Here is a 22,969-nt window from a genome sequence, read left to right as displayed (position 1 = left end):
GTCCTGTGAAACGTCTCGCAGGGGTAGGCATCGCGTTGCTGCTCGGCGGCTGCGCCGGCAGCAAACCGAAGGCGCCACCGCCGGCGGAGCCCTTTGTGTTCAAGGCGCTCGATCTTGAACAGCAGGATTCCAAAGGCCGGCCCGCCTGGGATCTGCGCAGCCCCGAAGCGCGCTACGACATCACCCGCCAGGTGGCCCAAACCCGGCAACCGCGCGGCACGATCTACAAGCGCGGCAAGCCCAACATCACCGTGAGTGCTCGCAGCGGCACGGTGATTGGCGATGGCCAGGCCATCCAGCTCGAGGGCGATGTGTTGATCACCCTGCTGGGCCCCAACCCGGTGCGCATCACGGGCCAGCAGGCTCGCTGGATTCCCTCCCGCGAATTGATGCTCATCGATCGCCAGCCGGTGGCGCTCGATCGCCGCTCCCGCATCAGCGCCCAGCTCGCCACCTACTACCTCGATCGCGACCTGATCGAGCTGCGGGGCCAGCCGGTGCTCGAGCAATGGGATGGCAAAGCCGCCAAGGCCGCCGGCGCCAACAAACCAGCGCCGTTGCGGGTGCAAACCGCCTTGGTGGATTGGCGCCCCGAGCAGGGGGATCTCCAAGCGCCGCAGCAGGTGCGCGGCCTTCGCAGCGACAAGGATGGCCAGCTCAACCTCACCGCCACCTCCCTCAAGGGCAATCTGCGCGAGGGCTACGTGGATTTGATGGCGCCCGTTCAAGTGCGCGATCCCAAGCGCAAGGGCTGGCTCAATGCCCAGCAAACGCGCTGGTTGATCAACGCTCAACAGCTCAGCAGCGATCAGCCCTTCCAGGGCGCCTTCAACAAACTGCAGGGGGAAGGCGATCAGTTCCAGGTGAACCTCGCCACCAGCACCGTGTTCATCCCGGCGGGGTGCAACCTGCGCCAGCCCGGTGAACAGCTCACGGCTCAGCGCTGCCAGTGGAACTGGCCCACCGGACGCTTCCAGGCTCAGGGGGATGTGGTGCTGCAGCGCAACACCTACAAGCAGATCACCCGCTCCAGCGAACTGCGCGGCTCGATCGGCAAAGACGGCACAGCCGTGTTCAGCTCACCTGGCGCCAAGGTGAACTCCCAATTCACCCTGCCGCCTCAGCAGAAGGGGGCGAAGCCGAAGCCGCGCTCCACTCCTGCAGTGCAGTTCTGAGCTTGAGGCTCCAGCCCTCCACCCAGGCCTCATCACTGCGGCTGAAGCAGCGCGGCGACCATCCCGCCACCAGCAACACACCGGCCTCACCGATCGGCTGCACGATCAGGGCGGGGATTCCTTCTGGCAGCGCCTGAAATTCAGCGCGGCCGGGGTAGAGCTTCAGGTTCACCAGGCCGATGGCCTTGCCGGTGCTCCAGGCCCGCTCGGTGATCACGCCAGGTTCAAATCCACCGGGCCCCAGCACGCCTCGTTGCAGCAGGGTTTGGCCTTGCCAGTGCAACAACACACTGGCCGCGGGCGTGGCGGTGAGCAGCATCTGGCTGCCCCAGGCCAGCTCCTGGCGCAACACTTCCGGCAACGCCTCCGTCAGCCGCAACCCCTGCTCCCCCTGCAGATCCACCCGCTCGGGTGCCACGGGAACGGCACGGGTCCACAGGATCGACACCAACATCAACCCCACCGCCAACAAACTGGCCAGCACGCCAGCTCGCTCCAGGGCAGGTGTGAGCGCAGGCGCCGTGACCTGATTGGCCACGCACAAAACCAAGCCGGCCACACCGGCACTGAGGCAGAGGCGAGCGGCGAGGCCCATCGCAGCAACGCTGGCAACCAACGCCCCGACCCTCTCACAAGCTGCTGGCACAGCGCGAAATCCGCGCTGCAATGCAGAGCGTGTCTGTTCTGCCCGTATGGCCATGGCTCAGCCCACCGGTTCGACGATCAGCAGCGCAGCAGAGGCCTTTGCGGCCGTGGCCCTGGCCGCTGTTGCCTGCGACGGCGAGCTCGCCAGCCTTGAGGCCCGCAGCCTGCGGCAGCAGTTGGAGTTTCGTCATCCTTACCGCGACTGGAGCGATGCGGCGATGGGCGACTTGCTAGATCGCTTGCTGCAGCTGTTGCGCGACAACGGTTGGCCGGAGCTGGTGCGCCAGGCGGCGCCGCTGTTGGACAACCAAGCGGCGGAAACAGCGCTGGCGGTGGCGGCGGCCCTCACCCAGGCCGATCACGTGGAATCCAGTGAGGAACAGAGCTTTCTTGCGAGCCTGAGCCAGGCCCTGACCCTCGATCCCGCCCGGGCCGCCCAGATTGTGGAGGTGGTGGCTGTGTTGAACCGCGACAGCCTGGCGAGCTGACGGCAGACTGTGGCGATCCATCCGACTGCATCCGTGGGGCCTCTGATTCGCGCGCGTCTGTCGGCAGCACTGTTGAGTGCTGCGCTGCTGTTCGCAGCCCTGGCCTGGCCAGGCGCTGCCTGGGCCACCGGCCTGGCTCAGTTTCCGGCCCAGCCACCGGCCAGCCACGTGCTCGATCAGGCCGATCTGCTCAGCCGCTCCGCCGATGCCGAACTGGATCGGCGCCTGCAGGAGTTTGGCGGTGATCGCATCGACGCACGATTGGTGACGTTGCGGCGCCTCGACTACGGCCTCAGCCTTGATGCCCTGGGCGAGCAGCTCCTGCAGAGCTGGAGCGCCGATGAACCGAATCGCTCGCTGTTGCTGTTGTTGATCGAATCGCAGAACAACAGCGCGGCGGTGGTGGCGTCTGCGGATCTGGAAGGACAGCTACCCAATGATCTGCTCTCGAGCACAGCGATCAGCACCATGGGGCTGCCCCTGCGGGAAGGAGCCCGCTATCGCCAGGCCAGCCTTGACGCCCTGGATCGCCTCGGTGTGGTGCTCAACGGCGGCGAAGATCCGGGCCCGCCGCAGCTGGCGGAGCGCATGCCGATCGAAACCAATATCCCCACCCGTGAAGAAACCCAATCGAGCAACGCCTTCCTGTGGGTTGTCGTGTTGCTGGTTGTCGGCACACTGGTGCCGATGATCACCTGGTGGGTCTTCTCCCGCTGAACCAGCCATGGGGTTGACCGACTGGATGGGCGCGTTTGATCGCGCCAGCAATAGCGACCTGAGCCTGAATCTGGAGCGCGCCTATGAGGCGGCTTTGTTGATTCAGAGCCTTGAGCTCGAGTACTACCACGACCGCCCTGTGCGGCCGGACCTCAAGCTCAGCATTCCCAAGCAGGCTCAGGCACAGATGTTGCGCCGCTTCCGGGCAGCCCTGGAGGTCTGCCAGGACACGCTGCCAACCCTGGTGAACCACCGCGGCGAGTTCGATAGCCAGGAACTCAGGCAGCTCCAGCTGATCCAATCGGTCACCTCGCGCTACCAGCGCCGCAGCGGCACCCCCAGCCTCTCGCGCACTCCAGAACTGCTGCCCCGCAGCCTCTTGGGGGTGTTTGATGGCGTGCGCCGCCAGCTCGACCCTGAAGCGGAAACCGCGCTGCTCGAAGGCTTCCGGCGCCGGCGCAGTTCCACCCTCGTGTCGCTGCGGATCTTCCTGCTGATGATCCTGGTGCCACTGATCGTGCAGCAGACCTCCCGCACGCTGGTGATCTCACCGCTGCTGGATCGCTATGCCCCGGAGATCCCATTCCTCAACTACACGAAACCGCACCTCCAGGAAAAGGCGGTGAACAAGCTGCGGATCTACCAGCAGGAGCTGGAGTTTGAGGCACTGCTGGAAGGCAAAACGCCTCCCACACCCGAACAGATCCAAACAGCGCTGATGGCGCGCGCCAACCAACTCAAGGACGATGCTGACCAAGAAAGCCTGGAAGCCACCAAGAATGTGCTGGCCGACCTGGCTGCACTGGTGGGCTTCGCGCTGGTGTGTGTACTCGGCCGCCGCGATCTCCAGGTGCTGCGCGGCTTCCTCGATGAGGCTGTTTACGGCCTGAGCGACAGCGCCAAAGCCTTCGCGATCATTCTGTTCACCGACATCTTCGTGGGCTTCCATAGCCCGGAGGGCTGGACGGTGCTCCTGGATGGCATCGCCCACCACCTGGGGCTGCCGGCGGAGGAGAACTTCATCCTCCTGTTCATCGCCACCTTCCCGGTGGTGCTGGCCACGATCTTCAAGTACTGGATCTTCCGCTACCTCAACCGCGTGTCTCCCTCCGCGGTGGCGACCCTGCGGGGCATGGATGGTGGTTGAGCCGCTGCCTGATCGCGGCCTGATTTTGATCAGTGGGCCCAGCCGGGGCGGGAAGAGCGGCTGGGCTGAGCATCTCGCTCAGACCTGGGCTGGCCCGGTGGCGTATCTGGCGACGGGGCAGGCGGCCGCTGCCGATCCAGCCTGGGCCGAGCGGGTGCGGCGGCATCAGGTGCGCCGGCCCGGCAGCTGGCAGGTGGCGGAGGTGGGCGCCGACCTGGTGGAACACCTGGAGGAGCGGGCAGCGGGGACGGCCAGAGAAACAGGCCCGCCGCGGCTGCTGTTGATCGATTCCCTCGGCACCTGGCTGGCCTGGCACCTGGAGGAGGATGCCGAGCTCTGGCGCCGCCGCTGCGGGCAGTTGCAGATTGCACTGGCTGCACAGCAGGCGCCGGTGCTGCTGGTGGTGGAGGAAACCGGTTGGGGGGTGGTGCCACCCACGGCGATCGGTGGACTGTTCCGCGACCGCCTCGGGGCGCTGCAGCAGCAGCTGATGGCCAGCTGCCACACAGCCTGGCTGGTGGTGGCCGGCCGGGCGCTCAACCTCACCGCCCTGGGCGTTCCCGTTCCTGCGGTCTGACCATGCCACGCCTGGTGCTGTTTCAACCGGAGATTCCGCCCAACACCGGCAACGTGGCGCGCACCTGTGCGGCCACCTGCACGGAACTGCATCTGGTGGAGCCGCTGGGATTTGAGATCAGCGATCGCACCCTCAAGCGCGCCGGTTTGGACTATTGGCCCTGGGTGGACCTGCATCGCCACGCCGATTGGGGCGCATTTCGCCTGGAGCAACAACGCCGAGGGGGGCGCCTGCTTGCCCTGAGCCGCCACGGCAGCCAGCCCTACACCGAGCTCCGGTATCAACCCGACGACTGGCTGCTGTTTGGCCAGGAAACCAGCGGGCTCCCTGCCGAGGTGGTGGCTGAGGCCGATGCCTGCCTCATGATCCCGATGGCGGGGGCCGTGGAGCACGGCGGCGGCGTGCGCAGTCTCAACCTGGCGACCGCCGCAGGCGTGGTGCTGTTCGAGGCCCTGCGGCAGATCGCCGGCTAGCACAGGCTTTTTTCGTTTGGTCAACCAAAAGAGTGACCACGACGACTTGCGCTGGTGTGTTCAAGCCGTTACTCTCGGCGCGGCTCGCGGATGTTGGCTTCTCCGTTGGGCTTTGACCTCTGGCCAAAACTGCATGAAGCCTTATCAATTCTTATTCACGACACTGGCGAGTACGAGCGCGATCGGCGCCGTCGGCACCATGGTCGGCCCCTCGATCGCTGATTCGCGTCCGCAATATTCCCCTCCCCTCTCCACTGCTCCTGCCACTGAGCAGCTTCTCGCCGCCCTTCCCAGTTCTGATCGCCTTTGGGTGAAGGTGCGCAGCGCGATCAGCATTGAAGAACTGGCCGCCAAGCTTGCTCAAGACGAGAGCAAGCTCGCCAAGCTCAACGACGTCAACGAAGACCATTCCTTCAGCAGCGGCGACTGGCTGGTTCTCCCCAGCCAAAGCAGCAAGCAGGCCAAGCAACTCGCCGCGATCGACACCAGCGAGTTGCGCCGTACCCCGCCGCTCGCCGCACCGCCTGAGCCTCAAGAGCCCGCGCGCATCAGGCTCGGTGACAGCCTCGCGAAGATCGCCAACCGTTACAACCTGAGCATCAGCGAGGTGCTGCGTCTCAACCCTGGCTTGCAGGCGGCCAAGCTCGTGGCTGGTACGCCGATCCGTGTGGCCAACTCCACACCGGGGCGCAGCCGCATGATCCTTGGCCTCAAGCCCACTGCCTCCGGTGGTTTGAGCTGGCCGGATCAGCCTGACTTCGGCTTCGGCGGCAATCCCGCCGCAGAGTTCGGCGACACCGCCTGGATTTGGCCCACCAAAGGCATCTTCACCTCTGGCTACGGCTGGCGTTGGGGTCGGATGCACAAGGGCATCGATGTGGCCAACAACGTGGGCACCCCGATCCTGGCCGCCCGCTCCGGCGAGGTGATCGTGGCTGGTTGGGACGATGGTGGCTACGGCTATCTGGTGGAACTTCGCCACGCCGATGGGTCCCGCAGCCGTTACGCCCACAACAGCCGCATCCTGGTGCGCGTGGGTCAGGTGGTGCCGCAAGGCACCGTGATCTCGCAGATGGGCAGCACAGGCCGCAGCACAGGCCCCCACCTGCACTTCGAGATCCTGCCTGCTGGCCGCGGAGCTGTGAACCCCCTGCAATTCCTGCCGGCCCGGGCCTGAAGCCCTGGCCCCACAGGGTTCCAGCCCCACGATCCTCTACAATCAAATCACCGCGGCTCGGTAGCTCAGCTGGTTAGAGCGTGGGATTCATAACCCCAAGGTCGGGAGTTCAAGTCTCCCCCGAGCCACTTTGAGCTGAACAGCTCTGTGCCCTGCTTCGGCGGGGCTTTTTGCTGTCTGGGACAGGGTTTCGGGAAGTCCACAGCTGCCATCAAGGCGAGCCATGAGCGATCGTTTGCGGGCGACGACGAAGCCCTGCGCTGAGTCGGCACCTTGCAATGAGAGCTTGCCTGGGTCGCTCAAGCCTTCATGTCGCCAGCGGCGCGGTATGGGCTCGGCATGCGCTCGTGCAGCAGCACCAGGCGTTGTCAACAGAGCATCGGTCGAATCTGGACAGTGTTTTTCCTTCTTGGATGAAAATTATCAGTGCTCTGCAGTAGGGTGAAACTGATTCAACGATCACTCTTCAGCAGGTTTCGACTCCAGGCGGCGTGTTCACAAGATTTCTCCACCCGGCCAGCAACTTTCTTCAGGGCCTTCAACGAATCGGCTTCATACCTTTAAGGCATTCATGACAATTTACGTCGGCAACCTTTCCTTCGATGCAGAAGTGGAGGACCTTCAGAGCCTTTTCGCCGAGTACGGCGCCGTGCGCAAGTGCAGTCTGCCGCTCGATCGCGACACTGGTCGTAAGCGTGGTTTCGCCTTCGTGGAGATGTCCAACACCGCTGATGAGCAGAAGGCCATCGACGACCTTCAGAACGTTGAGTGGATGGGCCGGATGATCCGGGTCAACATGGCCGAACCCCGCAGCGGTGGTTCAGGTGGTGGCGGCGGAAACCGTTGGTAACGCGTTCATCAAGCGACGGCGGCCTCCACCAGTTCTTCTCCCTCGGTGTGCAGGAACGCTCGGCTAGGCCTGCCTCGTCGCATTGGGATCAGCCCATTAACGACGCACAAGCGCCGCACATGCTCACCAGCATCCGCCATGCAGCCATGGCGAGCGCAACCTGATGGGCAGAGTGATCGGTGCGTGTCGATGGCCGCGAGCCTCCCTGTGGTGCTCCTCTCGATCGTGTTGCGCTGCACCCGAGCCAAGTTGATCGCACATCGCTACCAGGCGCTCACGAGCAGTGCCCTTAAGCACTGACATCCGGGTCACGGCGCGTCAGGGTGGAGCTGTTGTGCATGAGGCGCACCGTGCAGGCTCTGAACGAACTGCTCTGGGGGCGGGTGCTGATCGTGGCCCTGTTAGCGATCGGGCTGCTGCTCAGTGCCCGCACCCGCTGGGTTCAGTTGCGCTATTTCGGAGCGATGTTTGGCCTGCTCGGCAGCGCCTTTCAACAAGAGGGGAACCACCTCAGCTCCTTTCAGGCCTTGGTGCTCAGCGTGGCTGGGCGTGTTGGTGCCGGCAACATCGCGGGGGTTGCGGTCGCGATCAGCCTTGGAGGCCCTGGAGCTGTGTTCTGGATGTGGATCACCGGCCTGATCGGGATGGCCACAAGCTTTTTTGAATGCACCATTGCCCAGGTGTTCAAAACAGCCGAGGGGGATGGCAGCTACCGCGGCGGGCCCGCTTATTACATCGAACGGGGGATTGGCCTGCGGTGGATGGGTGTGCTGTTCTCCGTCTTGCTGTTGGCCACCTTTGGCCTTGGTTTTAATGCACTTCAGTCGTTCACGGTGGCCACCGCTGTGGCCGACACCTTTGGCATTCCAGAAGCCATCAGCGGCGCCGTGCTGATGGTGATCCTGGGTGTGATCATCTTCGGGGGCGTGAAACGTATCGCAGAGGTGGCCGAAGTTGTGGTGCCCTTCATGGCCATCGGCTACTTCCTGTTGGCGTTGGTGGTGCTGGCGATGAATGCCACTGAGATCCCCAGAGTGCTGGCAGAGATCTTCAGCAGTGCCTTTGGCCTGAGGCCAGCCATTGGTGGTGGGATCGGCGCTGCGGTGGTGTTTGGCGTGAAGCGAGGCCTGTTCTCCAACGAAGCAGGGCTAGGCAGTGCTCCCAACGTTGCAGCCGTGGCCTATGTGAAGCATCCGGTTGAGCAGGGAATCATTCAAGCCTTCAGCGTGTTCATCGACACGATCGTGCTCTGTAGCTGCACGGCTTTCCTGATCCTCGTCACCCCGCTCTATCAACCCGGTGCAAACAGCATGGGGGTCACCCTCACACAACAAGCACTGGGCTATACCCTCGGCTGGTGGGGGCAAGCCTTCATCACCGTGGCGCTGGTTCTCTTTGCGTTCACCTCAATCATCTACAATTATTACCTCGGTGAAAACGCACTGAATTATTTCAGTGATTCCAACCAAACGCTCTTCAATACGTTGCGGCTCACCACCCTCGTGTTGATCATCTGGGGAGCCAATCAAGATCTCGCCACCGTGTTCGGGTTTGCCGATCTCACCATGGGGCTTCTCGCATTGGTGAACCTCGTGGCTCTGGTGCTGCTGATGCCGCTGGGCCTGCGGGTGTTGAACGACTATGAGCAACAACGACTCGCTGGCGTGCAACCTCGCTTCAGCGCCGATGACCACGCCCATCTACGCCTCGATCCACTCAGCTGGCCCACCAAGACCACCGAGGCGATTGTGTGACGATCCGGTGACGCCAAGCCTCCTCCAGCTGCTGTGCGCTGGAGAGTTTGCTTAAGGTACGGCCTCTCATGGCCGCCAAGCCAACAAACACCAGCATGACGAACTGCGAAAAGCCACCAAAACTGGTGGCTGTTGGTATCGCTCCGCTGGGACTTGTGTCGATTGGCGTGGTGCCGATGGGAGTGGTGAGTATTGGTGTGGTGCCCATGGGCGTGTTCAGCCTGGGCGTGGTGGGAATGGGCGTGGTGAGCGCGTGTGTCGTCGGCATGGGCGTGGTGGTGGCGGGCCTCAACGCCATGGGCGTTTGGTCGTTCAGCCCAGGCAGCGGGCATGTGCACCCCAGCAGCAGCGCTGTCCAGGAACAGCTGCTGACTTACCCCAGCCAACAGATGGCCCTGGAGAAAGCACGCGCCCTCGGCTGCGAAGGCGTGCATGCGATGGGCGACCTGTGGATGCCCTGCTCAGAGCATCCAGCCACCCACCAGTTCCATCAGGGAAGTCGTTAGGCCTTCAGCTGCTCTTGGATCGCTTGGTTGGTGCTGGCTTTCTCACTGAACCAGGCCTTGAGTAGGTCCTTCGCCAGGGCACGCAGGGCTGCAGGGTCGTTTTGCGCATCAATATCCCGCTTGAGCCGCTCAACCTCAAAGGTTTGCGCCATGGTGAGCTCGATTGGGGCCATCGGATGGATGCGATGGGACAGCTGAAACCTATGGCGTTACAGGCTCTCCAACGTGACCTTGGCTACCAAATCCGCGCTCTGTCAGCAGCACAGAACCGTGACCGTTTGTGACACAACTGCCGCTGGCTCTCGCCCATCCACACCATCCGCTAGGACTGAACTCTGCGATCCGTTGATCATGCGCCTGAGTTGGAGTCAGCACCTGGCCGCAGCCAGAACACTCGAACTCGCAGGCCGCGAACAGACTGGGACTGCCCTTGCCTTGATGGGGATGGCACTGGTGATGCTGCTCCAGGATCTTGAGCGTGAGGGCGATCACAGCCGCCACAACACGTCAGCGGAGCACGATCACAGTTTCTGATCCAATTCATGAGCTGATCTGATTCGATCAGTTGTTGTTGCTGTTGATTTGCTCATATCGGGGGCAAGCGTAGTTGTCGCTACGAAGAATCAAAATCACGCCCATAGTGTTGGCAGCATCTTCACTGATCTCATCGTGTCGAGCACACAAGAACTCAGCGTGGGCCAACAATTTGAGGTGGAACGCTTCTCAAGGGCGATTGATGCCACAGCCGATCCCGAGCAACTGAAGGCTCTGGCAAAGCAACTGCTCCAGGCCTGGCACACCCAGAGGGCCGCCACCGAATGGGTGAAGTCCCAGGCGATCTAACGCCTCACCGCCGAGCCGCTCGGCATGAAAAAGCCCCGCCGAGGCGGGGCTTAGGAACGCGATCAAGCGCTCGGACTGATCACTTCTTGTAGGTCACGCCGCGGTAGAGGAGAACCGGGTGCTGTTGGGGAGCAGCTTGCTTGTTCTGCTCGTACTTCTGGCCGCGATAGGTGAGGGTCATGATGGTGATCCACAGGTAAGCCCAGGTCCCCGTTCCATGGCCTGGATCGAACTGCGCCCCGCGGATGCGGGGTGAACGTCTGGTAGCAGTTGCTACAGCAGAATCATCCACCCGGCTGGCCGCAGGTGTCGTTCATGCGGATACAGATGGCACCAATGGCTGGTAGATCGGGCTCCATTCAGCGGCATCGAGGCAGTGGATCGCCTCGTCGGGTGTGCGGGCAAACCGGGCGAGACCCGCTGCCACAGCCTCCATGGCAATCGCTTCCGCAACCACGCGGCCGATGCGCGGCGCCTCCGCCAGGGCTGGCATCAACGACTCTGCGGGCTGGCGGCTGGCCGGAATCTCCCGCGCCAAAGCATGCAATCCGGCATCAATCATTGCGTCGGTGATGCGCGTCACGCCGACGGCCACAGCTGCAAATCCCAACCCCGGGAACAGAAAGCAGTTGTTGCACTGGCCCACCACCCGTCCGTCCACAGGTGGGAACGGGCTGCCTGTTGCCACCAGCGCACGGCCATCGGTCCAGCGCCAAAGATCGGCAGGTGCGGCCTCCGCCAGGTGCGTTGGGTTGGAGAGCGGCAGAATGATCGGGCGCTCGCAAGCGCTTTGCATGCTGTGAACCACAGCCTGGCTGAAGGCTCCGGCCACGGTCGACGTTCCGATCAGCACGGTGGGCTTCACGGTATCGACCACGGTCTGCAGATCCACCACGCCATCAGGGTTTCGTGGCCAATCCACCAGCTCACGTGGATCACGCGCAAGCTCAAGGGCCGCTGGGCTCACCCCGGTGGTGGCATGGGTCACCAAACCCGTTCGATCAACGGCCCAGATGCGCTGCCGTGCCTCAGTCGCGGTTAACCCCTCCGACTGCAGCAGACGCAGCAGGCCATCGGCGATGCCGCAGCCAGCCGTGCCCGCCCCAAAGATCACGATCCGTTGATCCTGCAAGCGTTGACCAAGGCCCTGGCAGGCAGCCAGCACGGCTGCACTGGCCACACCACTGGTGCCTTGGATGTCGTCGTTGAAGCTGGGAAGAGTGTCGCGGTAGCGATCCAGGATCGTTTTCGCGGTGCTGCGGCCGAAATCTTCCCAGTGAAGGCAGGCGCCTGGGAAGACGTCCGACACCGCAGCCACAAATTCGTCCACAAACGCGTCGTAAGCCGCTCCTTGAAGGCGCGGTTGCCGCAGACCTGGATAGAGCGGGTCGTTGAGCAGGCTCTGCCTGTTGGTTCCCACATCGAGAACCACCGGCAACACGCTGTCGGGATCAAGCCCTGCGCAGAGTGTGTACACCGCAAGCTTGCCCTGGCAGATGTGAATGCCGCCAACGCCTTGATCGCCAATGCCAAGAATCCCTTCCGCGTCTGTCACCAACACCAAGCAAATCGCGCTATGGCTGGCAGCACGCAACACCGCCTCCACACGCCCTGCCTGAGCAGCATTCAGAAACAGGCCGTTCTGGGGTGTTCGATAGTTCTGGCTGAAGCGTTGAATCACCGCCCCAACCGTGGGGGTGTACACCACAGGCAGAACGGCCTCGAGGTGCTCCTTCAAAAAGGCGTAAAACAGCACCCAGTTGCTATGGCGTAGCCCATCGACATAGGCGAATCGCTCCAACGGCTGGGCGATGGCCTGAAACGCCTGCCAACAACGCTCCACCTGCTGAGCCAGGGTTTCATGTTGAGCCGGAAGCCAGCCCTCCAAGTCGAAGATGCGGCGCTCCTCGGCGCTAAAGCCCGTGCCCTTGTTGAGAGCGGGTTGCCGCAGCAGCGCCAGGCCTCGCAATGCCGTGTGCCTGGGTGCCTTGAGAGTGGGGAGCAGCACCATGGTGAGGGTCGTTTGCTGCACTCAAACGGATCAGCCCGTTGCCCATGGTCACCATGACGACCAACGGATTCGTGTTGGCGTGCCTCACGACACAGATGCCAGCCAGACGAATCAGCGAGGGTTTGCCGAGTGCAGCAGGTCTGGAGATGTCATCCCAAGCCCCACTCGCGCCGCTCGGGCAGCCCATCGCTAAGCGCTACCGCCTGATCAACGCCAGCTTCGAAGCTCATCCCCAGCTCGATGCCATTTACGACTCCCTGGAGGATGCCCTGAACGATGCAGCGGCTTGGCTGGCCTCCCAGGCCTCTGCCGCCCAAGCGGCCATCGGCGTCGACATGTGCACACGCTCCGGTGAATGGCGCACGGTGCGTCCACCGAAGCCCCTCACCGCTTAACGCGGGGCAACCTCGGGTTTGCGAAACAGCCCGTCGAGGTAGTGGCGCACAACCGGCTTGTCCTGGCAGCCCTGCTGAAACAGGAAGCCGGCCAAGGCTGATTGCATCAAGCGGTATTGATCCCACTGAGGGTGCTGCTCGATGAACCCGACCATGGATTCGAAGAGATCCGCCGGGAACTGGTTTTCCACACTCACGTGTTCCGGCATGTGGTCGGGAATCGCCTGCATCGCACCTCGCTCGCTCTGACCGCACCATCAGCGCACGGCGGGGCGCCAAGCGTCAAAGTCCGCAGCCCAGACAGGATCGCAGGGATCGAAAATCGAGATCCACAGCGCCGCAGTGGATGTGCCTGGGTGGATCCATGCATTTGAGGCGCCCTTCATGCTCCAGCGCGTGGATGTCAAGGGGAGAACCGTTTTCCCATTCTCGGCCGGAGTGCTCCGTCAGCCACAGGAGTCTCTCGAGAGACGGCTGTGGAAAAGCTGTGGAAAAGAGGGTTGCGGGTGTGGGCAGATTCGTTCTTCAGGCCTGCTGATCGGTCACCGGCCAGGCGCAAGCAATCGCGATCAGAGGCGGATCCGGCGCTGAAAGCCCCTTGACCGGCGGTGTTGAGCCCCACTCCCATAGAGTCTTAAGGAAAGATAAAGAGCGGTTCATGGCTTCCTTGGTGCAGGAGCGCGGTTGACGCCTCCTGTTGTGCTCGAAGCGCGCTCCCTGAGCGTTGCCGCTCCCAAAACCGCTTTGCGGTACCCCACGAAAACTGAGCTGCTGGCTTGCCTTCCAGCCGAGCTCACCCGCTTGGATCCATGGAAGGCCTGGGGCAGCCTCGCCTTATCGGTGGGTCTCTCAGCGTTGGCCTACGCCACGGGCACCCAGCTTCCACTCAGCTGGGCCGCGACACCGTTATGGCTGATCTACGCGCTGGTGACAGGAACCGTGGCGATGGGTTGCTGGGTGTTGGCCCATGAATGCGGCCACAACGCCTTCCATCCCAACCGCCGCATCGAGGCCGCAGTGGGGTTTGTGCTGCACAGTGTGCTGCTGGTGCCCTACTACAGCTGGGCCCGCAGCCATGCGGTGCACCATGCCCACTGCAACCACCTCGAGGGCGGAGAAACCCACGTACCGCCACGCCACAATTCCGTGTCCGGTCGAGCCACGGAACGCCTGCGGCAGCAGATGGGCATCAGCCTGTTCGGCTGGTTCAGCATCACGATTCACCTGCTTTTGGGTTGGCCCCTGTATCTGTTCGCTGGTGCCACCGGCGGGGAGGACTATGGCCGCCCCACCTCTCATTTCTGGAACGGGCCCAGCTTCCAACAGGGCGTGAAGCCACTGTTTCCCCGCAGCTTTCGCCGCTGGATGGTGCGCTCCAACATCGGCCTGGTGCTGATGCTCATCGCCCTGGCATCGGCGGCTGTGATGACCTCACCAGCCAGGGTGCTGTGTGTGTATGGCTTGCCCTATCTGGTGGTGAACGCCTGGCTGGTGATCTACACCTGGCTCCAGCACACCGATGTGGCGATCCCTCACTACAGCTCTGCGGAATGGACCTGGGCCAAAGGAGCCTTGCAAACGGTGGACCGGCCCTACGGCACCCTGCTCAACCTGCTGCACCACGGCATTGGCTCCACACACGTGTGCCATCACGTGAATTCCAGGATTCCGCACTACAACGCCTGGCGCGGCACCACCCTGCTCAAGCAGCACTATCCCGAGTTGGTGCGCTACGACCCCACGCCCATTCACCAAGCCCTTTGGCGGGTCGCCACCCGTTGCGGTGCCGTGCGCCAGAACCCCAGCGACGGCGCTTACTACTACTAAGAACAGAGCTGGGGTCAGTAGCCCTTGGCGGCGCAGTGGGCCACGCTTCCTTGCAGCGACGTCTGTAGATCGCTCCAATCGTTGGCGGGGAACACCGCTTCAAAGGCTTGGAGATTGGCGCTGAGGATGTTCAGGGCCTGACTGCGCAGGGAGCAGGCCTGGGGCTCGTTATTGGCTTCGATCGCCACGATGGCGTCGTCGAGCAAGCTCTGCAGTTGCTGCTGCTGGGCGATCACCTCGGGCGGGGGGGTGCCCTGGGCCAGAGCCGGACCAAGGCTGGAGGCACCGATCAGGGCCAGGGCCGACAACAGGCGACGCATGGGGGTTAAGCCATTGGGCTCCCATTGTCTGCTGCCACGGGAACGCAGAACGCGTTCACCACATCCAGTCGTCGGGAGAGGGGATGCCGTTTTCGCGCCGCACCCGCTCGAGGCGTGCCTGCTGCTTGGCCTGCTCTTCGGAGCGCGTGAGCCAGGGCCGCTTGCGCTCTCCGGAGCGCGCCAGATCCAAGGCCGATGGCAGGCGCACCACGGTCCATTCCGCCTGATCCATTGGAGCTGCAGGGGAAGGGGCGCGCAAGGTTGAGGTCCACAGCACGGGTACCGACACCATCAGCTCACAGCGCCGGGCAGACCGTCAAGACGTCCAGTTCAGACTGCGTCTCAGCTGTGTCGTGCCACGACTTCCCTTCGGCGCCATGCTGGGCCCAGCCGCATCCCATCCATGGTCCCCCGGCATGTTGTTCTGCTCGGCACTGTTGCCGCACTCGCTTTAGCACCCAAGGCACTCGCCAACCCCTCGCAACCGGTGCTGATCGATTGCGCTGGCCAAGGCGTCAGCCGCCCGAGTTCGATTCAGATCTCCTGCGCCGACGGCGGCATCATGGTGAGCGAGATCCGCTGGAGCCGCTGGGATGCCAACGGCGCCAAAGGCCAGGGAAACCTGGTGGTGAATAGCTGCATCTACAAAGGCGGCCCCAGCTGTGTGGAAGGGCAAACCATGAGCTACCCCGCCGCCCTGAACCTCACACGAGCCGCCAGCGGGGAAGGAATCACGGCCCTCACGGAGTTGAGATTGCGCTTCAGCGATCAGGGCCCGGCGGGACTGCGCACTGGCTCCTACCGCCTTGACAACCAACGGCGGCCTTGAGAGCTGCATGATGTGGCCTTTGCGGGTCGGCCATGCAAGCCAGCTGGAACGGAGTGGTGATCGCCAGCAGCGAGGACATCGTGACGGTGGAGGGCAACGCCTACTTCCCCGCTGAAAGCCTGGTGATGGAGCACTTCAAGCCCTCCGATCACCGCAGCACCTGCGGCTGGAAAGGCGAGGCCCACTACTACGACGTGTTGGTGAACGGCGCCGTGAACAGCAACGCGGCCTGGTTTTACCCCGAACCCAAATCCGCCGCCGCGGAGATCAAGGGACGCATCGCCTTCTGGCGCGGTGTGAGCGTGGCCTGAGGGGTCTGTGACCTGAGCGCTCTACTCAAACGGCTCGATCAACACCGGCACGGTGACGATCGGGTCAAAGCTGTTGGCGGGGGTGACCGGCACCGGCGCCGGCACGGGGGCCGAACGGCGACGGGCCCCTCCACGATCCCGGTCGCGGTCACGATCACGGCCCCGATCGCTCCCCCCGTCTTGGCTGCTGGAGGCAGCGCTGCCGCCACCTCGACGCGACGACGCGCCACTCGAGCGGGTGATCGGCTGCTCCTTCAGGTCGCTGCGCACTTGATTGAGCAGTTTGTAGTGGTTGGTGCTGCTGTATTTGCGCAACAACGTGGGATCCCAGCTCATCTAGGGGATGGTGCGGTTCGTAGGACGAGCCTAGGCGGCCCCAGTCACGCCAGAAAGCGTGATAACTTGTCACAGCGACAACTGGAAGTCGATCCGCTTACGGGTTTCCTCGAGCGGTCCTTCCCGCGTCCCAACCACACTCTTGCGTACCTATGTCCAGGCTCGTCGGTCTGCAGGCTCCCGATTTCACCGCCACCGCTGTGGTGGATCAGGAATTCAAGGAGGTGACCCTCTCCTCCTACCGCGGCAAGTACGTGGTGCTGTTCTTCTACCCCCTCGACTTCACCTTCGTGTGCCCCACGGAGATCACCGCCTTCTCCGATCGCTACAGCGAGTTCTCCAGCCGCAACTGTGAAGTGCTGGGCGTGTCGGTGGACAGCCAGTTCTCCCACCTGGCCTGGATCCAGACCGACCGTAAGAACGGCGGCATCGGCGACATCGCCTACCCCCTGGTGGCCGACCTGAAGAAGGACATCGCCCGCGCCTACGAGGTGCTCGACGAGGAGGCCGGTGTGGCCCTGCGTGGTCTGTTCATCATCGATCCCGATGGTGTGATCATGCAGAGCACCATCAACAACCTGCCCGTGGGCCGCAGCGTTGATGAAACCCTGCGTTTGCTGCAGGCCTTCCAGCACATCCGCAACAACCCCGACGAGGTGTGCCCCGCCAACTGGACCCCCGGCGAGAAGACCATGAACCCCGACCCCGTGAAGAGCAAGGAGTTCTTCGCCGCCGTCAACTGAGTTTAGGTCAGTCGATTGGCTCAGGGGCCCTACGGGGCCCCTTTTTTGTGGGTGGATCAGGTGCGCCGCAGCCGCAGCTGGCCGGAACGCCCATCCAGCTCCGCCAGCTGACCGATGGGTAAGGCCAAGTTTGGGCGGCCATGACCGACCGGAAGATCCCGCACCAGCGGCACCCCCAGGGGCACCAGCCGCTCCAGCAGGATCTCCTCCATCGAGAAATCGCCAGGGAGCACGTCGTCTTCCGCCCAGCTGAATCGGCCGAGACCGATCCCTGCCACGCCATCCAGCAAGCCGCTGGTGCGCCATTGGGTGAGCTGGCGATCAATCCGATACGGCGCCTCGCCCGTGTCTTCCAACACAACGATCGCCCCCTTCAGTGGCGGCAACCAAGGCGTGCCGATCAGGCTGGTGGCAATGGTGAGGTTGGTCACCACCAACGGTCCTACGGCGAGCCCCCCCTGCACGCCCGTGCCCTGCAGCGGGGCCACCGGGCGGTGCTCCAGCAAATCCACAAGCCGCTGCCACGGCGCTGGATCGGCGCCAAACCAGGCATGAACCCCCCCTTGGCTGCCGGCTGCCCACTGGGCCAGCAGCAAGGCCGAGCAATCGGAGAAGCCCACACACCAGCGCGGCTGCGGCGGAATGCGCCAGCCCTGCTCAAGCACACGCGCACTGCCCCAGCCAGCACCCACATAAAACAGGGCATCCAGCTGAGGATCGAGCCAAGCCTCACGCCAAGCCGCCTCGCGCTGCCGATCGGAGCCGGCAAACCAACGCCAGCGTTGCTGCAGAGCCGCTGGACGCACCAGCTCCCAGCCCTGCGCTGAGCATCGCCGGCTCAGCTGATCCAGCCATGGATCGGCGGGCTCGAGCCAGGTGCCCGGTGCCAAGGCCGCAATCCGGCTGCCTGGCTTGAGGGCAGGCGGGAGCTGGCCTACTTGCGCGACGCCTGAGGCGCGTGAACGTGACCCGAGCGCTCCAAAGGTGCCACCGGCCAGCGCCAGCCCCGCCTGCAGCAGCTGGCGGCGCCGCATCGCTGGCTCAGCCGATCAGGCTGGCCAACAAGCGCCGCCCATCCACGCCGCCGGTGGCTGGATCGCAGGCCCGCTCCGGATGGGGCATCAGCCCGAGCACATTCCCTTTGGCATTGGTGAGACCCGCCACATCAGCCACCGAGCCATTCGGATTGCTGCAATAACGGAGCACCACCTGGCCGCCATCCTCCAGCTGCTGGAGCAGCTCGGCATCAGCCTGATAACGGCCCTCACCGTGGGCGATCGGGAAGTTCACCACTTCGCCGCTGCTATACCCCTGCAGCCACGCACACGAACCGGGTTCCACCCGCAGCTCGGTGGGCTCACAAAGGAAATGGAGCTTCTGGTTGCGCGTGAGTGCGCCGGGCAGCAAGCCCATTTCCGTGAGCACCTGAAAGCCGTTGCAGATCCCGAGAACCCGGCCGCCGCGCTCGGCAAACGCCGCCACCTCCTGCAACACCGGTGCAAAACGGGCGATGGCTCCGCAGCGCAGGTAATCGCCGTAGCTGAAGCCGCCGGGAATCACCACTGCATCCAGGCCGCTGAGGTCGCGTTCCTCATGCCAGAGAAAACGCGTGGGAATGCCCAGGCAGCCTTCGGCAGCCCATTGCACATCCCGGTCGCAGTTCGAACCGGGGAACACCACAACACCGAGGCTCATCGTCAGGCTCCTGCGCTGCTGTCGTCCTTGAGTTCGAGGGTCCAGTTCTCGATCACCGGATTGGCCAGCAGCCGATCGCTGAGCAACTCCAGCTGGGCGCGCGCGGTTTGAGCGTCTGGCGCCTCCAGTTCCACCTCCACGGCCTTGCCGATGCGCAGCTTGCTCACCCCATCCACACCCAAACGTGCTGCCGCAGCTCGGGTGGCCTCCCCGGCGGGATCGAGCACCGACGGCCTGAGGGACACCAACACGCGAGCGGAGAAGAGCGGCACCTGAGCTCCACGAGGATTGTTAAATCTTGGCAGGCCGGCTGCCACACCCCCTTGTGCATGGTCACGGTGGAGGTATGTCTCGCCTGGTCGGCCCGTGCTGCATCGCCGCCCAACCCAGCACTCCTGCCTTGGCTGGCTGGCCGCAGGCTTGATGCTGCCCGGCCTGGCGCTCGCGGCCCACGCCGAACCCAAGATCAGCCTGCCGGTGGAATGCCAGCTCGCGCAGGGCCCCTGGCAACCCTGCACGCTCACGATCGAGCAGGTGGGTGAGCACTGGTGGCTGCAGGTGGGCTCTCAAACCCTCGTGTTCCGCAGCAATGGCCGCGGTGAGATCACCCTGCGTGATCCAGCCGGTGCCACCAGAACCGTGCAGCCGATGTGGACCGCCCAGCGGGCCCTCTGCTGGGACGGTGTGTGCACCAAGGGGGATTTCCCCCTGGATTAAGCCAAAAGCGCCTGCTCCAGGGCCGCACCATCCACCGCCAGGCCCAAGGCCACCAGCTCGAGCCCGTCGGTGTCGGGCCGTTCTGCCGGCGCCTGGCTGTCAAACCAGCACTCCAGCCGTGGACCCACGGCCTGAATCTGCAGCGGATGACGTTTTCCAGGCAACCAGGCGCGGCCCTTCAACCGCAAGAGCTGCTGCACGCGGATCTGCGCCTGGAGCGCCTGCTCGAGCAGGGAGCGCTCGAAGGGGCCATCGAGGCGCACCACGGCCGATTGCATCGCCACGTGGCTGTGGTCGTGATGCGCGTGGTGATGGTCGTCGTGGTCGTGCTCGTGGTCGTGGTCATGCGGTTCGTGGTCCGCGTGCGCGTCGCGCTCCAGGCCCAACAGCAGCGCCGCCGGCACCTCGCCGCGTTGCATCGGCAGCACCGACACACCGGGGCGCGCCTTGGCCGCGATCTGGGTGGTGAGCGCGGCGATTTGATCGGGCTGCAGGCGATCGGCGCGGCTCAGCAGCACCAGGTCGGCCGCATCGAGCTGATCGTGAAAGAGCTGCTCAATCGTGCTCAGGTGATCGAGGTTGTGATCAGCCAAGCGCTGGGCCTCCAGGGCGCTGGGATCGCCCACCACGCTGCCGGCAGCGAGGGCCTCACCATCCACCACCGTGATGACCCCGCTGACGCGGGTGCGGGTGCGGATCTCGGGCCAACCGAAGGCCTGCACCAGGGGAACGGGCAAGGCGAGGCCGCTGGTTTCCACCACGATGCCGTCGAGCTGATCGGCCCGCTGCAGCAGCACTTGCATCGTGGGCAGGAATTCATCCTGCACGGTGCAGCACAGGCAACCGTTGGCCAGCTCCACCACGCGGCCATCGAGCTCCTCCTCCGGGCAGAAGCCGCAGCTGCGGATCAGATCACCATCGATCCCCACCTCGCCGAATTCATTCACGAGCACCGCCAGGCGCAGGCCGCTGGTGAGCAACAGCTGCCGCAACAACGTGGATTTACCGGCGCCAAGAAAGCCGGTCACCACGGTGACCGGCAGGCGTTGATTGGTTGCAGCCATCTCAGGCGACCAGGGCCGTCCAGCTGAAGGCGGCACCGATGCCGATCAGTGCACCCGCCAACAGGGTGCGGGTCTGCCCGTGGAGCTGTTGGGCAAGGCCGCGCAGGCTGAGCAGCGCCACCAGCAACACGGCGCCCTGGCTCAGCAACAAGCCCAGCAGATAGGTGGCGATGGGCGTGGCCTCCCAACCGATCACCGAACCGCTGAGCACGTAGCCATGCAGGGCGAAGGCGGGGAGCAGCAGGGCCTGGGGCAGGCGCCCCAGCACCACCAACCCTTCCACCACCAGGGTGAGCGACACCAACAGCTCAGCGCCAGGCAGGCCTGGCCAGATGAGGCCCAGGGCACTACCGCTGAGCCCCACGGCGAGCAAGGTGAGCATCCAGCGGCCGGAGCGTTGCAGACCCACCAGGGCGAGCGCCACCAGAAACAGCAGGTGATCGGGGCCCAGCAGGGGATGAGCCAAACCGCTGATCAACCCGGTGAAGGCGTTCGGCACCAGGTGCATGGCCTCCATCGGGTGGTGGGCCAGGGCGGGGCCGGCCACCAGCAAAGCCAGGGCGCCGGCAACCGGCATCAAGCGCTGAAACATGTCTGAGCCTGATCCGCGTCAGGGTTGAGGGAGGAAGAACCGGCGGGCGTTCTGACTGCGAACCAGGCCCAGGAGCCGGTTCGATCACAGCTGCGGGACAGCGCCGGATTCGCACCGGTCTTTCCCCGTTTCCTCTTCGGGCTGATCCCCCGAAGAACCGACGCCATCAATGTAATGGGTGTGTTCGCTGGAAGCTCAGCGGCAGTTGAGGCTGTCGCGGGTGCTCACACCGGTGCGGGCATTGGTGCCGCTGGCCCGCTCGCAGAGCGCCTTTTGCTGGGGCAGATCGAGCACCGCATCGGTGAAATCGGCCCCATTGATCACCGCGCCGGCAAATTTGCTGTTCATCAACATGGCGTTGCGCAGCACCGCATCGCTGAGATCCGCGTTGTCGAAGCGGCTGGCGAAGGCCACCGCGTCTTCCAGATCGGCGGCACGCAGATTGGACCCTTGAAGGTTGGCGGTGTTGAACACGGCACCGCGCAGGTCGCTCTCGCTGAAATCAAAGCCTTCGAGATTGGCCTTGAGGAACTCCTGCTGCTGCAGGTTGCGGCCATGCATGTCGGGCTGGAGGTCTTGCAGGCTGCGCTGCCCGCGCAATTCAGGAGCCGTGATGGCCGCGGCGCTCTGGCACCACAGCACCAACGGGAGCAACAACACCAAGGCCGCCCGCAGCGCAGTAGCCAGGAAGCGAGGGAGCGGCAGCACGGCAGCACTACGTTGGGCAGCCAAGTTATTGCAGGCAACCGCCGCAGCGCGATCGATGAGCAAGACCCTGCGAGTGGTGGTTCCGCCCCATCCCCTGATCGGCCACTGGCTCACCCTGCTGCGCGATCAGCAAACCCCGCAGGCGCTCTTCAACACCGCCATGGCGGAACTGGGCCGGTGGCTCACCTACGAGGCGATGCGCGATTGGATCCCCTACCAACGCGTGCAGGTGCAAACGCCACTGGCGACAACCGAAGGCACGGTGGTGGATAGCGCGGTGCCGATGTTGGCGGTCCCGATGCTGCGCGGCGGGCTCACGCTCTGGGAAGGAGCCCGCCCGGTGGTGCCCAGTGCAGCTGTGGCCCATGTGGGCGTGAGCTATGGCGATGGCTCAGCGCCAGCAGCCCTCTGGTGCAACACCCTGCCTGACGTGATCCCGGCGCGGGCCGGCGTGTTGGTGTTCGCGCCGCAGGTGGCACGGGGCGACAGTGTGTTGCGGGTGCTCGAGCAGCTCGATCAGCGCGGTGTGGGCGGCCAACGCTTGCGGGTGATCACGGCGCTGGCGGCCAGCCCGGGACTCAAGCAATTGGGCGAGCGCTACGAAGACCTCACCATCTACACCGCCTGCATCGATGCGGAGCTCGATGGCGATGGCCGCATCCTGCCTGGCTTCGGTGACGCGGAACAACGGCTCTATGGCCTTGGCCAGACGAACTTCGTAGGCTGAGGCCACAGCATTCAGGCAACGCCACGATGGCCAACCGAGACAGCGGTTCCAGCTCCCTGGGCACCCTGCTGGCCGGCGCCCTGATCGGTGCAGCCGGCCTGGGCTGGTGGCTGCTCTCTGAAGCGGAGCGCCGCCGCGACCAGCAGCGCCAGACCCGCAGCCTGCGGCTCAATCGCCTCTCCTGGAACGACGACGAAGCGGTGGATCCCCAGAGCAGCCAGCGCCCCCTGCGGGAGACCGAGCTCCAAGACAAAGTGCACGAACTCAACCAGGCGATCGAGGATGTGCGCCGCCAGCTGGAAAGCATGAGCACCCAGAACTGAGCCAGGCCGGGCAGGGCCG

The 22,969-nt window shown here is 64.2% G+C and carries 34 protein-coding genes, 1 tRNA gene and 1 riboswitch; of the genes, 21 read left to right on the top strand and 14 right to left on the bottom strand.

Annotated features, from left to right (window positions below; translation table 11 throughout):
- Positions 1-5: 5 nt before the first annotated feature.
- Positions 6-1,175: an LPS export ABC transporter periplasmic protein LptC gene (gene lptC / locus KUL97_RS03705; protein ID WP_368656082.1), complete on the top strand. Its 1,170-nt coding sequence runs from the start codon at positions 6-8 to the stop codon at positions 1,173-1,175.
- Here the strand turns inward: lptC and KUL97_RS03700 are convergent.
- Entirely contained in the window at positions 1,108-1,770 is a 663-nt protein-coding gene (locus tag KUL97_RS03700; protein ID WP_217795635.1) for a cofactor assembly of complex C subunit B, read from the bottom strand. The two genes, lptC and KUL97_RS03700, sit on opposite strands and share 68 nt — an antisense overlap.
- A gap of 103 nt (positions 1,771-1,873) precedes the next feature.
- On the opposite strand from KUL97_RS03700, the gene KUL97_RS03695 reads away from it, so the two are divergent.
- The 10 genes from KUL97_RS03695 (at position 1,874) to KUL97_RS03650 (ending at position 9,509) form a co-directional block, all read left to right on the top strand.
- A complete protein-coding gene (locus tag KUL97_RS03695) occupies positions 1,874-2,308 on the top strand; it encodes a hypothetical protein (protein WP_217795634.1) in 435 nt (144 codons plus the stop codon).
- A 33-nt stretch (positions 2,309-2,341) separates the two neighbouring features.
- Positions 2,342-3,025, top strand: a complete 684-nt coding sequence (locus KUL97_RS03690; protein WP_217795633.1) for a photosystem II repair protein Psb32 — start codon at positions 2,342-2,344, stop codon at positions 3,023-3,025.
- Between the two features lie 7 nt (positions 3,026-3,032).
- Entirely contained in the window at positions 3,033-4,172 is a 1,140-nt protein-coding gene (gene pxcA / locus KUL97_RS03685) for a proton extrusion protein PcxA (protein WP_217795632.1), read from the top strand.
- Positions 4,162-4,749, top strand: coding sequence for a bifunctional adenosylcobinamide kinase/adenosylcobinamide-phosphate guanylyltransferase (locus tag KUL97_RS03680; protein ID WP_217795631.1), 588 nt, complete (start codon positions 4,162-4,164; stop codon positions 4,747-4,749). Before pxcA ends, KUL97_RS03680 begins: the two co-directional genes overlap by 11 nt.
- A gap of 2 nt (positions 4,750-4,751) precedes the next feature.
- Positions 4,752-5,222: a tRNA (cytidine(34)-2'-O)-methyltransferase gene (locus tag KUL97_RS03675; RefSeq protein ID WP_217795630.1), complete on the top strand. Its 471-nt coding sequence runs from the start codon at positions 4,752-4,754 to the stop codon at positions 5,220-5,222.
- Between the two features lie 310 nt (positions 5,223-5,532).
- Positions 5,533-6,399 (top strand): peptidoglycan DD-metalloendopeptidase family protein, encoded by an 867-nt coding sequence (locus tag KUL97_RS03670; protein ID WP_368656081.1) that lies wholly within the window; start codon positions 5,533-5,535, stop codon positions 6,397-6,399.
- Positions 6,400-6,453: 54 nt separating this feature from the next.
- Positions 6,454-6,527 (top strand) — tRNA-Met (locus KUL97_RS03665).
- Positions 6,528-6,970: 443 nt separating this feature from the next.
- Complete coding sequence (locus KUL97_RS03660) at positions 6,971-7,249, top strand: RNA-binding protein (RefSeq protein WP_217795628.1); 279 nt, start codon at positions 6,971-6,973, stop codon at positions 7,247-7,249.
- Positions 7,250-7,599: 350 nt separating this feature from the next.
- Positions 7,600-9,003 (top strand): alanine/glycine:cation symporter family protein, encoded by a 1,404-nt coding sequence (locus KUL97_RS03655; RefSeq protein WP_217795627.1) that lies wholly within the window; start codon positions 7,600-7,602, stop codon positions 9,001-9,003.
- 95 nt (positions 9,004-9,098) lie between these two features.
- On the top strand, positions 9,099-9,509 hold the full coding sequence (locus KUL97_RS03650; protein WP_217795626.1) for a hypothetical protein: 411 nt from the start codon (positions 9,099-9,101) through the stop codon (positions 9,507-9,509).
- On the opposite strand, the gene KUL97_RS03645 is transcribed toward KUL97_RS03650, so the two are convergent.
- On the bottom strand, positions 9,506-9,682 hold the full coding sequence (locus KUL97_RS03645; RefSeq protein ID WP_217796071.1) for a hypothetical protein: 177 nt from the start codon (positions 9,680-9,682) through the stop codon (positions 9,506-9,508). The genes KUL97_RS03650 and KUL97_RS03645 overlap by 4 nt on opposite strands.
- Positions 9,683-9,860: 178 nt before the next feature.
- Between KUL97_RS03645 and KUL97_RS03640 the strand changes: the two genes are divergently transcribed.
- Both KUL97_RS03640 and KUL97_RS03635 read left to right on the top strand, forming a co-directional pair.
- Entirely contained in the window at positions 9,861-10,043 is a 183-nt protein-coding gene (locus KUL97_RS03640; RefSeq protein ID WP_217796015.1) for a hypothetical protein, read from the top strand.
- Between the two features lie 135 nt (positions 10,044-10,178).
- Positions 10,179-10,352: a hypothetical protein gene (locus tag KUL97_RS03635; protein ID WP_217795625.1), complete on the top strand. Its 174-nt coding sequence runs from the start codon at positions 10,179-10,181 to the stop codon at positions 10,350-10,352.
- Between the two features lie 79 nt (positions 10,353-10,431).
- On the opposite strand, the gene KUL97_RS03630 is transcribed toward KUL97_RS03635, so the two are convergent.
- Complete coding sequence (locus tag KUL97_RS03630; protein WP_217795624.1) at positions 10,432-10,533, bottom strand: DUF4278 domain-containing protein; 102 nt, start codon at positions 10,531-10,533, stop codon at positions 10,432-10,434.
- Positions 10,534-10,665: 132 nt separating this feature from the next.
- A complete protein-coding gene (locus tag KUL97_RS03625; RefSeq protein WP_368656080.1) occupies positions 10,666-12,384 on the bottom strand; it encodes an NAD-dependent malic enzyme in 1,719 nt (572 codons plus the stop codon).
- Between the two features lie 125 nt (positions 12,385-12,509).
- Here KUL97_RS03625 and KUL97_RS03620 point away from each other — a divergent pair, with 125 nt between their 5' ends.
- Positions 12,510-12,758, top strand: a complete 249-nt coding sequence (locus KUL97_RS03620) for a hypothetical protein (protein ID WP_217795623.1) — start codon at positions 12,510-12,512, stop codon at positions 12,756-12,758.
- Here the strand turns inward: KUL97_RS03620 and KUL97_RS03615 are convergent.
- Positions 12,755-12,988 (bottom strand): DUF2811 domain-containing protein, encoded by a 234-nt coding sequence (locus KUL97_RS03615; protein WP_254896167.1) that lies wholly within the window; start codon positions 12,986-12,988, stop codon positions 12,755-12,757. The two genes, KUL97_RS03620 and KUL97_RS03615, sit on opposite strands and share 4 nt — an antisense overlap.
- A 454-nt stretch (positions 12,989-13,442) precedes the next feature.
- On the opposite strand from KUL97_RS03615, the gene KUL97_RS03610 reads away from it, so the two are divergent.
- Positions 13,443-14,585: a fatty acid desaturase gene (locus tag KUL97_RS03610; protein ID WP_217795622.1), complete on the top strand. Its 1,143-nt coding sequence runs from the start codon at positions 13,443-13,445 to the stop codon at positions 14,583-14,585.
- Between the two features lie 14 nt (positions 14,586-14,599).
- Here the strand turns inward: KUL97_RS03610 and KUL97_RS03605 are convergent, their stop codons facing one another.
- Together KUL97_RS03605 and KUL97_RS03600 are read right to left on the bottom strand one after the other, a co-directional pair.
- Positions 14,600-14,905, bottom strand: a complete 306-nt coding sequence (locus KUL97_RS03605; protein ID WP_217795621.1) for a hypothetical protein — start codon at positions 14,903-14,905, stop codon at positions 14,600-14,602.
- 55 nt (positions 14,906-14,960) lie between these two features.
- The gene (locus KUL97_RS03600; RefSeq protein ID WP_217795620.1) at positions 14,961-15,197 is read right to left on the bottom strand and encodes a hypothetical protein; all 237 of its coding nucleotides are present in this window, start codon (positions 15,195-15,197) and stop codon (positions 14,961-14,963) included.
- Between the two features lie 111 nt (positions 15,198-15,308).
- Here KUL97_RS03600 and KUL97_RS03595 point away from each other — a divergent pair, with 111 nt between their 5' ends.
- Positions 15,309-15,734, top strand: a complete 426-nt coding sequence (locus KUL97_RS03595) for a hypothetical protein (protein ID WP_217795619.1) — start codon at positions 15,309-15,311, stop codon at positions 15,732-15,734.
- Between the two features lie 32 nt (positions 15,735-15,766).
- The gene (locus KUL97_RS03590) at positions 15,767-16,045 is read left to right on the top strand and encodes a DUF427 domain-containing protein (protein WP_217795618.1); all 279 of its coding nucleotides are present in this window, start codon (positions 15,767-15,769) and stop codon (positions 16,043-16,045) included.
- Positions 16,046-16,066: 21 nt separating this feature from the next.
- Here the strand turns inward: KUL97_RS03590 and KUL97_RS03585 are convergent, their stop codons facing one another.
- A complete protein-coding gene (locus tag KUL97_RS03585) occupies positions 16,067-16,381 on the bottom strand; it encodes a hypothetical protein (protein ID WP_217796070.1) in 315 nt (104 codons plus the stop codon).
- 152 nt (positions 16,382-16,533) lie between these two features.
- On the opposite strand from KUL97_RS03585, the gene KUL97_RS03580 reads away from it, so the two are divergent.
- On the top strand, positions 16,534-17,124 hold the full coding sequence (locus KUL97_RS03580; RefSeq protein WP_217795617.1) for a peroxiredoxin: 591 nt from the start codon (positions 16,534-16,536) through the stop codon (positions 17,122-17,124).
- A 56-nt stretch (positions 17,125-17,180) separates the two neighbouring features.
- Here KUL97_RS03580 and KUL97_RS03575 read toward each other — a convergent pair whose 3' ends face one another.
- The 3 genes from KUL97_RS03575 to purS are packed head-to-tail and all read right to left on the bottom strand — an operon-like array spanning position 17,181 to position 19,091.
- Positions 17,181-18,158, bottom strand: coding sequence for an LD-carboxypeptidase (locus KUL97_RS03575; protein WP_217795616.1), 978 nt, complete (start codon positions 18,156-18,158; stop codon positions 17,181-17,183).
- Between the two features lie 7 nt (positions 18,159-18,165).
- On the bottom strand, positions 18,166-18,819 hold the full coding sequence (gene purQ / locus KUL97_RS03570; protein ID WP_217795615.1) for a phosphoribosylformylglycinamidine synthase subunit PurQ: 654 nt from the start codon (positions 18,817-18,819) through the stop codon (positions 18,166-18,168).
- Between the two features lie 2 nt (positions 18,820-18,821).
- Positions 18,822-19,091: a phosphoribosylformylglycinamidine synthase subunit PurS gene (purS, locus tag KUL97_RS03565; RefSeq protein ID WP_217795614.1), complete on the bottom strand. Its 270-nt coding sequence runs from the start codon at positions 19,089-19,091 to the stop codon at positions 18,822-18,824.
- Between the two features lie 94 nt (positions 19,092-19,185).
- Here purS and KUL97_RS03560 point away from each other — a divergent pair, with 94 nt between their 5' ends.
- Entirely contained in the window at positions 19,186-19,536 is a 351-nt protein-coding gene (locus KUL97_RS03560; RefSeq protein ID WP_217795613.1) for a hypothetical protein, read from the top strand.
- On the opposite strand, the gene cobW is transcribed toward KUL97_RS03560, so the two are convergent.
- The 3 genes from cobW to KUL97_RS03545 all read right to left on the bottom strand — a co-directional run bounded on the left by cobW (position 19,533) and on the right by KUL97_RS03545 (position 21,900).
- Positions 19,533-20,600, bottom strand: coding sequence for a cobalamin biosynthesis protein CobW (cobW, locus tag KUL97_RS03555; RefSeq protein ID WP_217795612.1), 1,068 nt, complete (start codon positions 20,598-20,600; stop codon positions 19,533-19,535). The two genes, KUL97_RS03560 and cobW, sit on opposite strands and share 4 nt — an antisense overlap.
- Position 20,601: 1 nt before the next feature.
- The gene (locus KUL97_RS03550; protein ID WP_254896166.1) at positions 20,602-21,177 is read right to left on the bottom strand and encodes a HupE/UreJ family protein; all 576 of its coding nucleotides are present in this window, start codon (positions 21,175-21,177) and stop codon (positions 20,602-20,604) included.
- Positions 21,178-21,215: 38 nt separating this feature from the next.
- A riboswitch (cobalamin riboswitch) is annotated at positions 21,216-21,369 on the bottom strand.
- Between the two features lie 18 nt (positions 21,370-21,387).
- Positions 21,388-21,900 (bottom strand): pentapeptide repeat-containing protein, encoded by a 513-nt coding sequence (locus tag KUL97_RS03545; protein ID WP_217795610.1) that lies wholly within the window; start codon positions 21,898-21,900, stop codon positions 21,388-21,390.
- Between the two features lie 55 nt (positions 21,901-21,955).
- On the opposite strand from KUL97_RS03545, the gene upp reads away from it, so the two are divergent.
- Together upp and KUL97_RS03535 are read left to right on the top strand one after the other, a co-directional pair.
- Complete coding sequence (upp, locus tag KUL97_RS03540; RefSeq protein WP_217795609.1) at positions 21,956-22,627, top strand: uracil phosphoribosyltransferase; 672 nt, start codon at positions 21,956-21,958, stop codon at positions 22,625-22,627.
- 26 nt (positions 22,628-22,653) lie between these two features.
- Positions 22,654-22,950: a hypothetical protein gene (locus tag KUL97_RS03535; protein WP_217795608.1), complete on the top strand. Its 297-nt coding sequence runs from the start codon at positions 22,654-22,656 to the stop codon at positions 22,948-22,950.
- Positions 22,951-22,969: the final 19 nt, after the last annotated feature.

Source organism: Synechococcus sp. HK05 (assembly GCF_019104765.1).
Classification (GTDB): domain Bacteria; phylum Cyanobacteriota; class Cyanobacteriia; order PCC-6307; family Cyanobiaceae; genus Vulcanococcus.
This window is presented reverse-complemented; position numbering and strand designations above follow the sequence as displayed.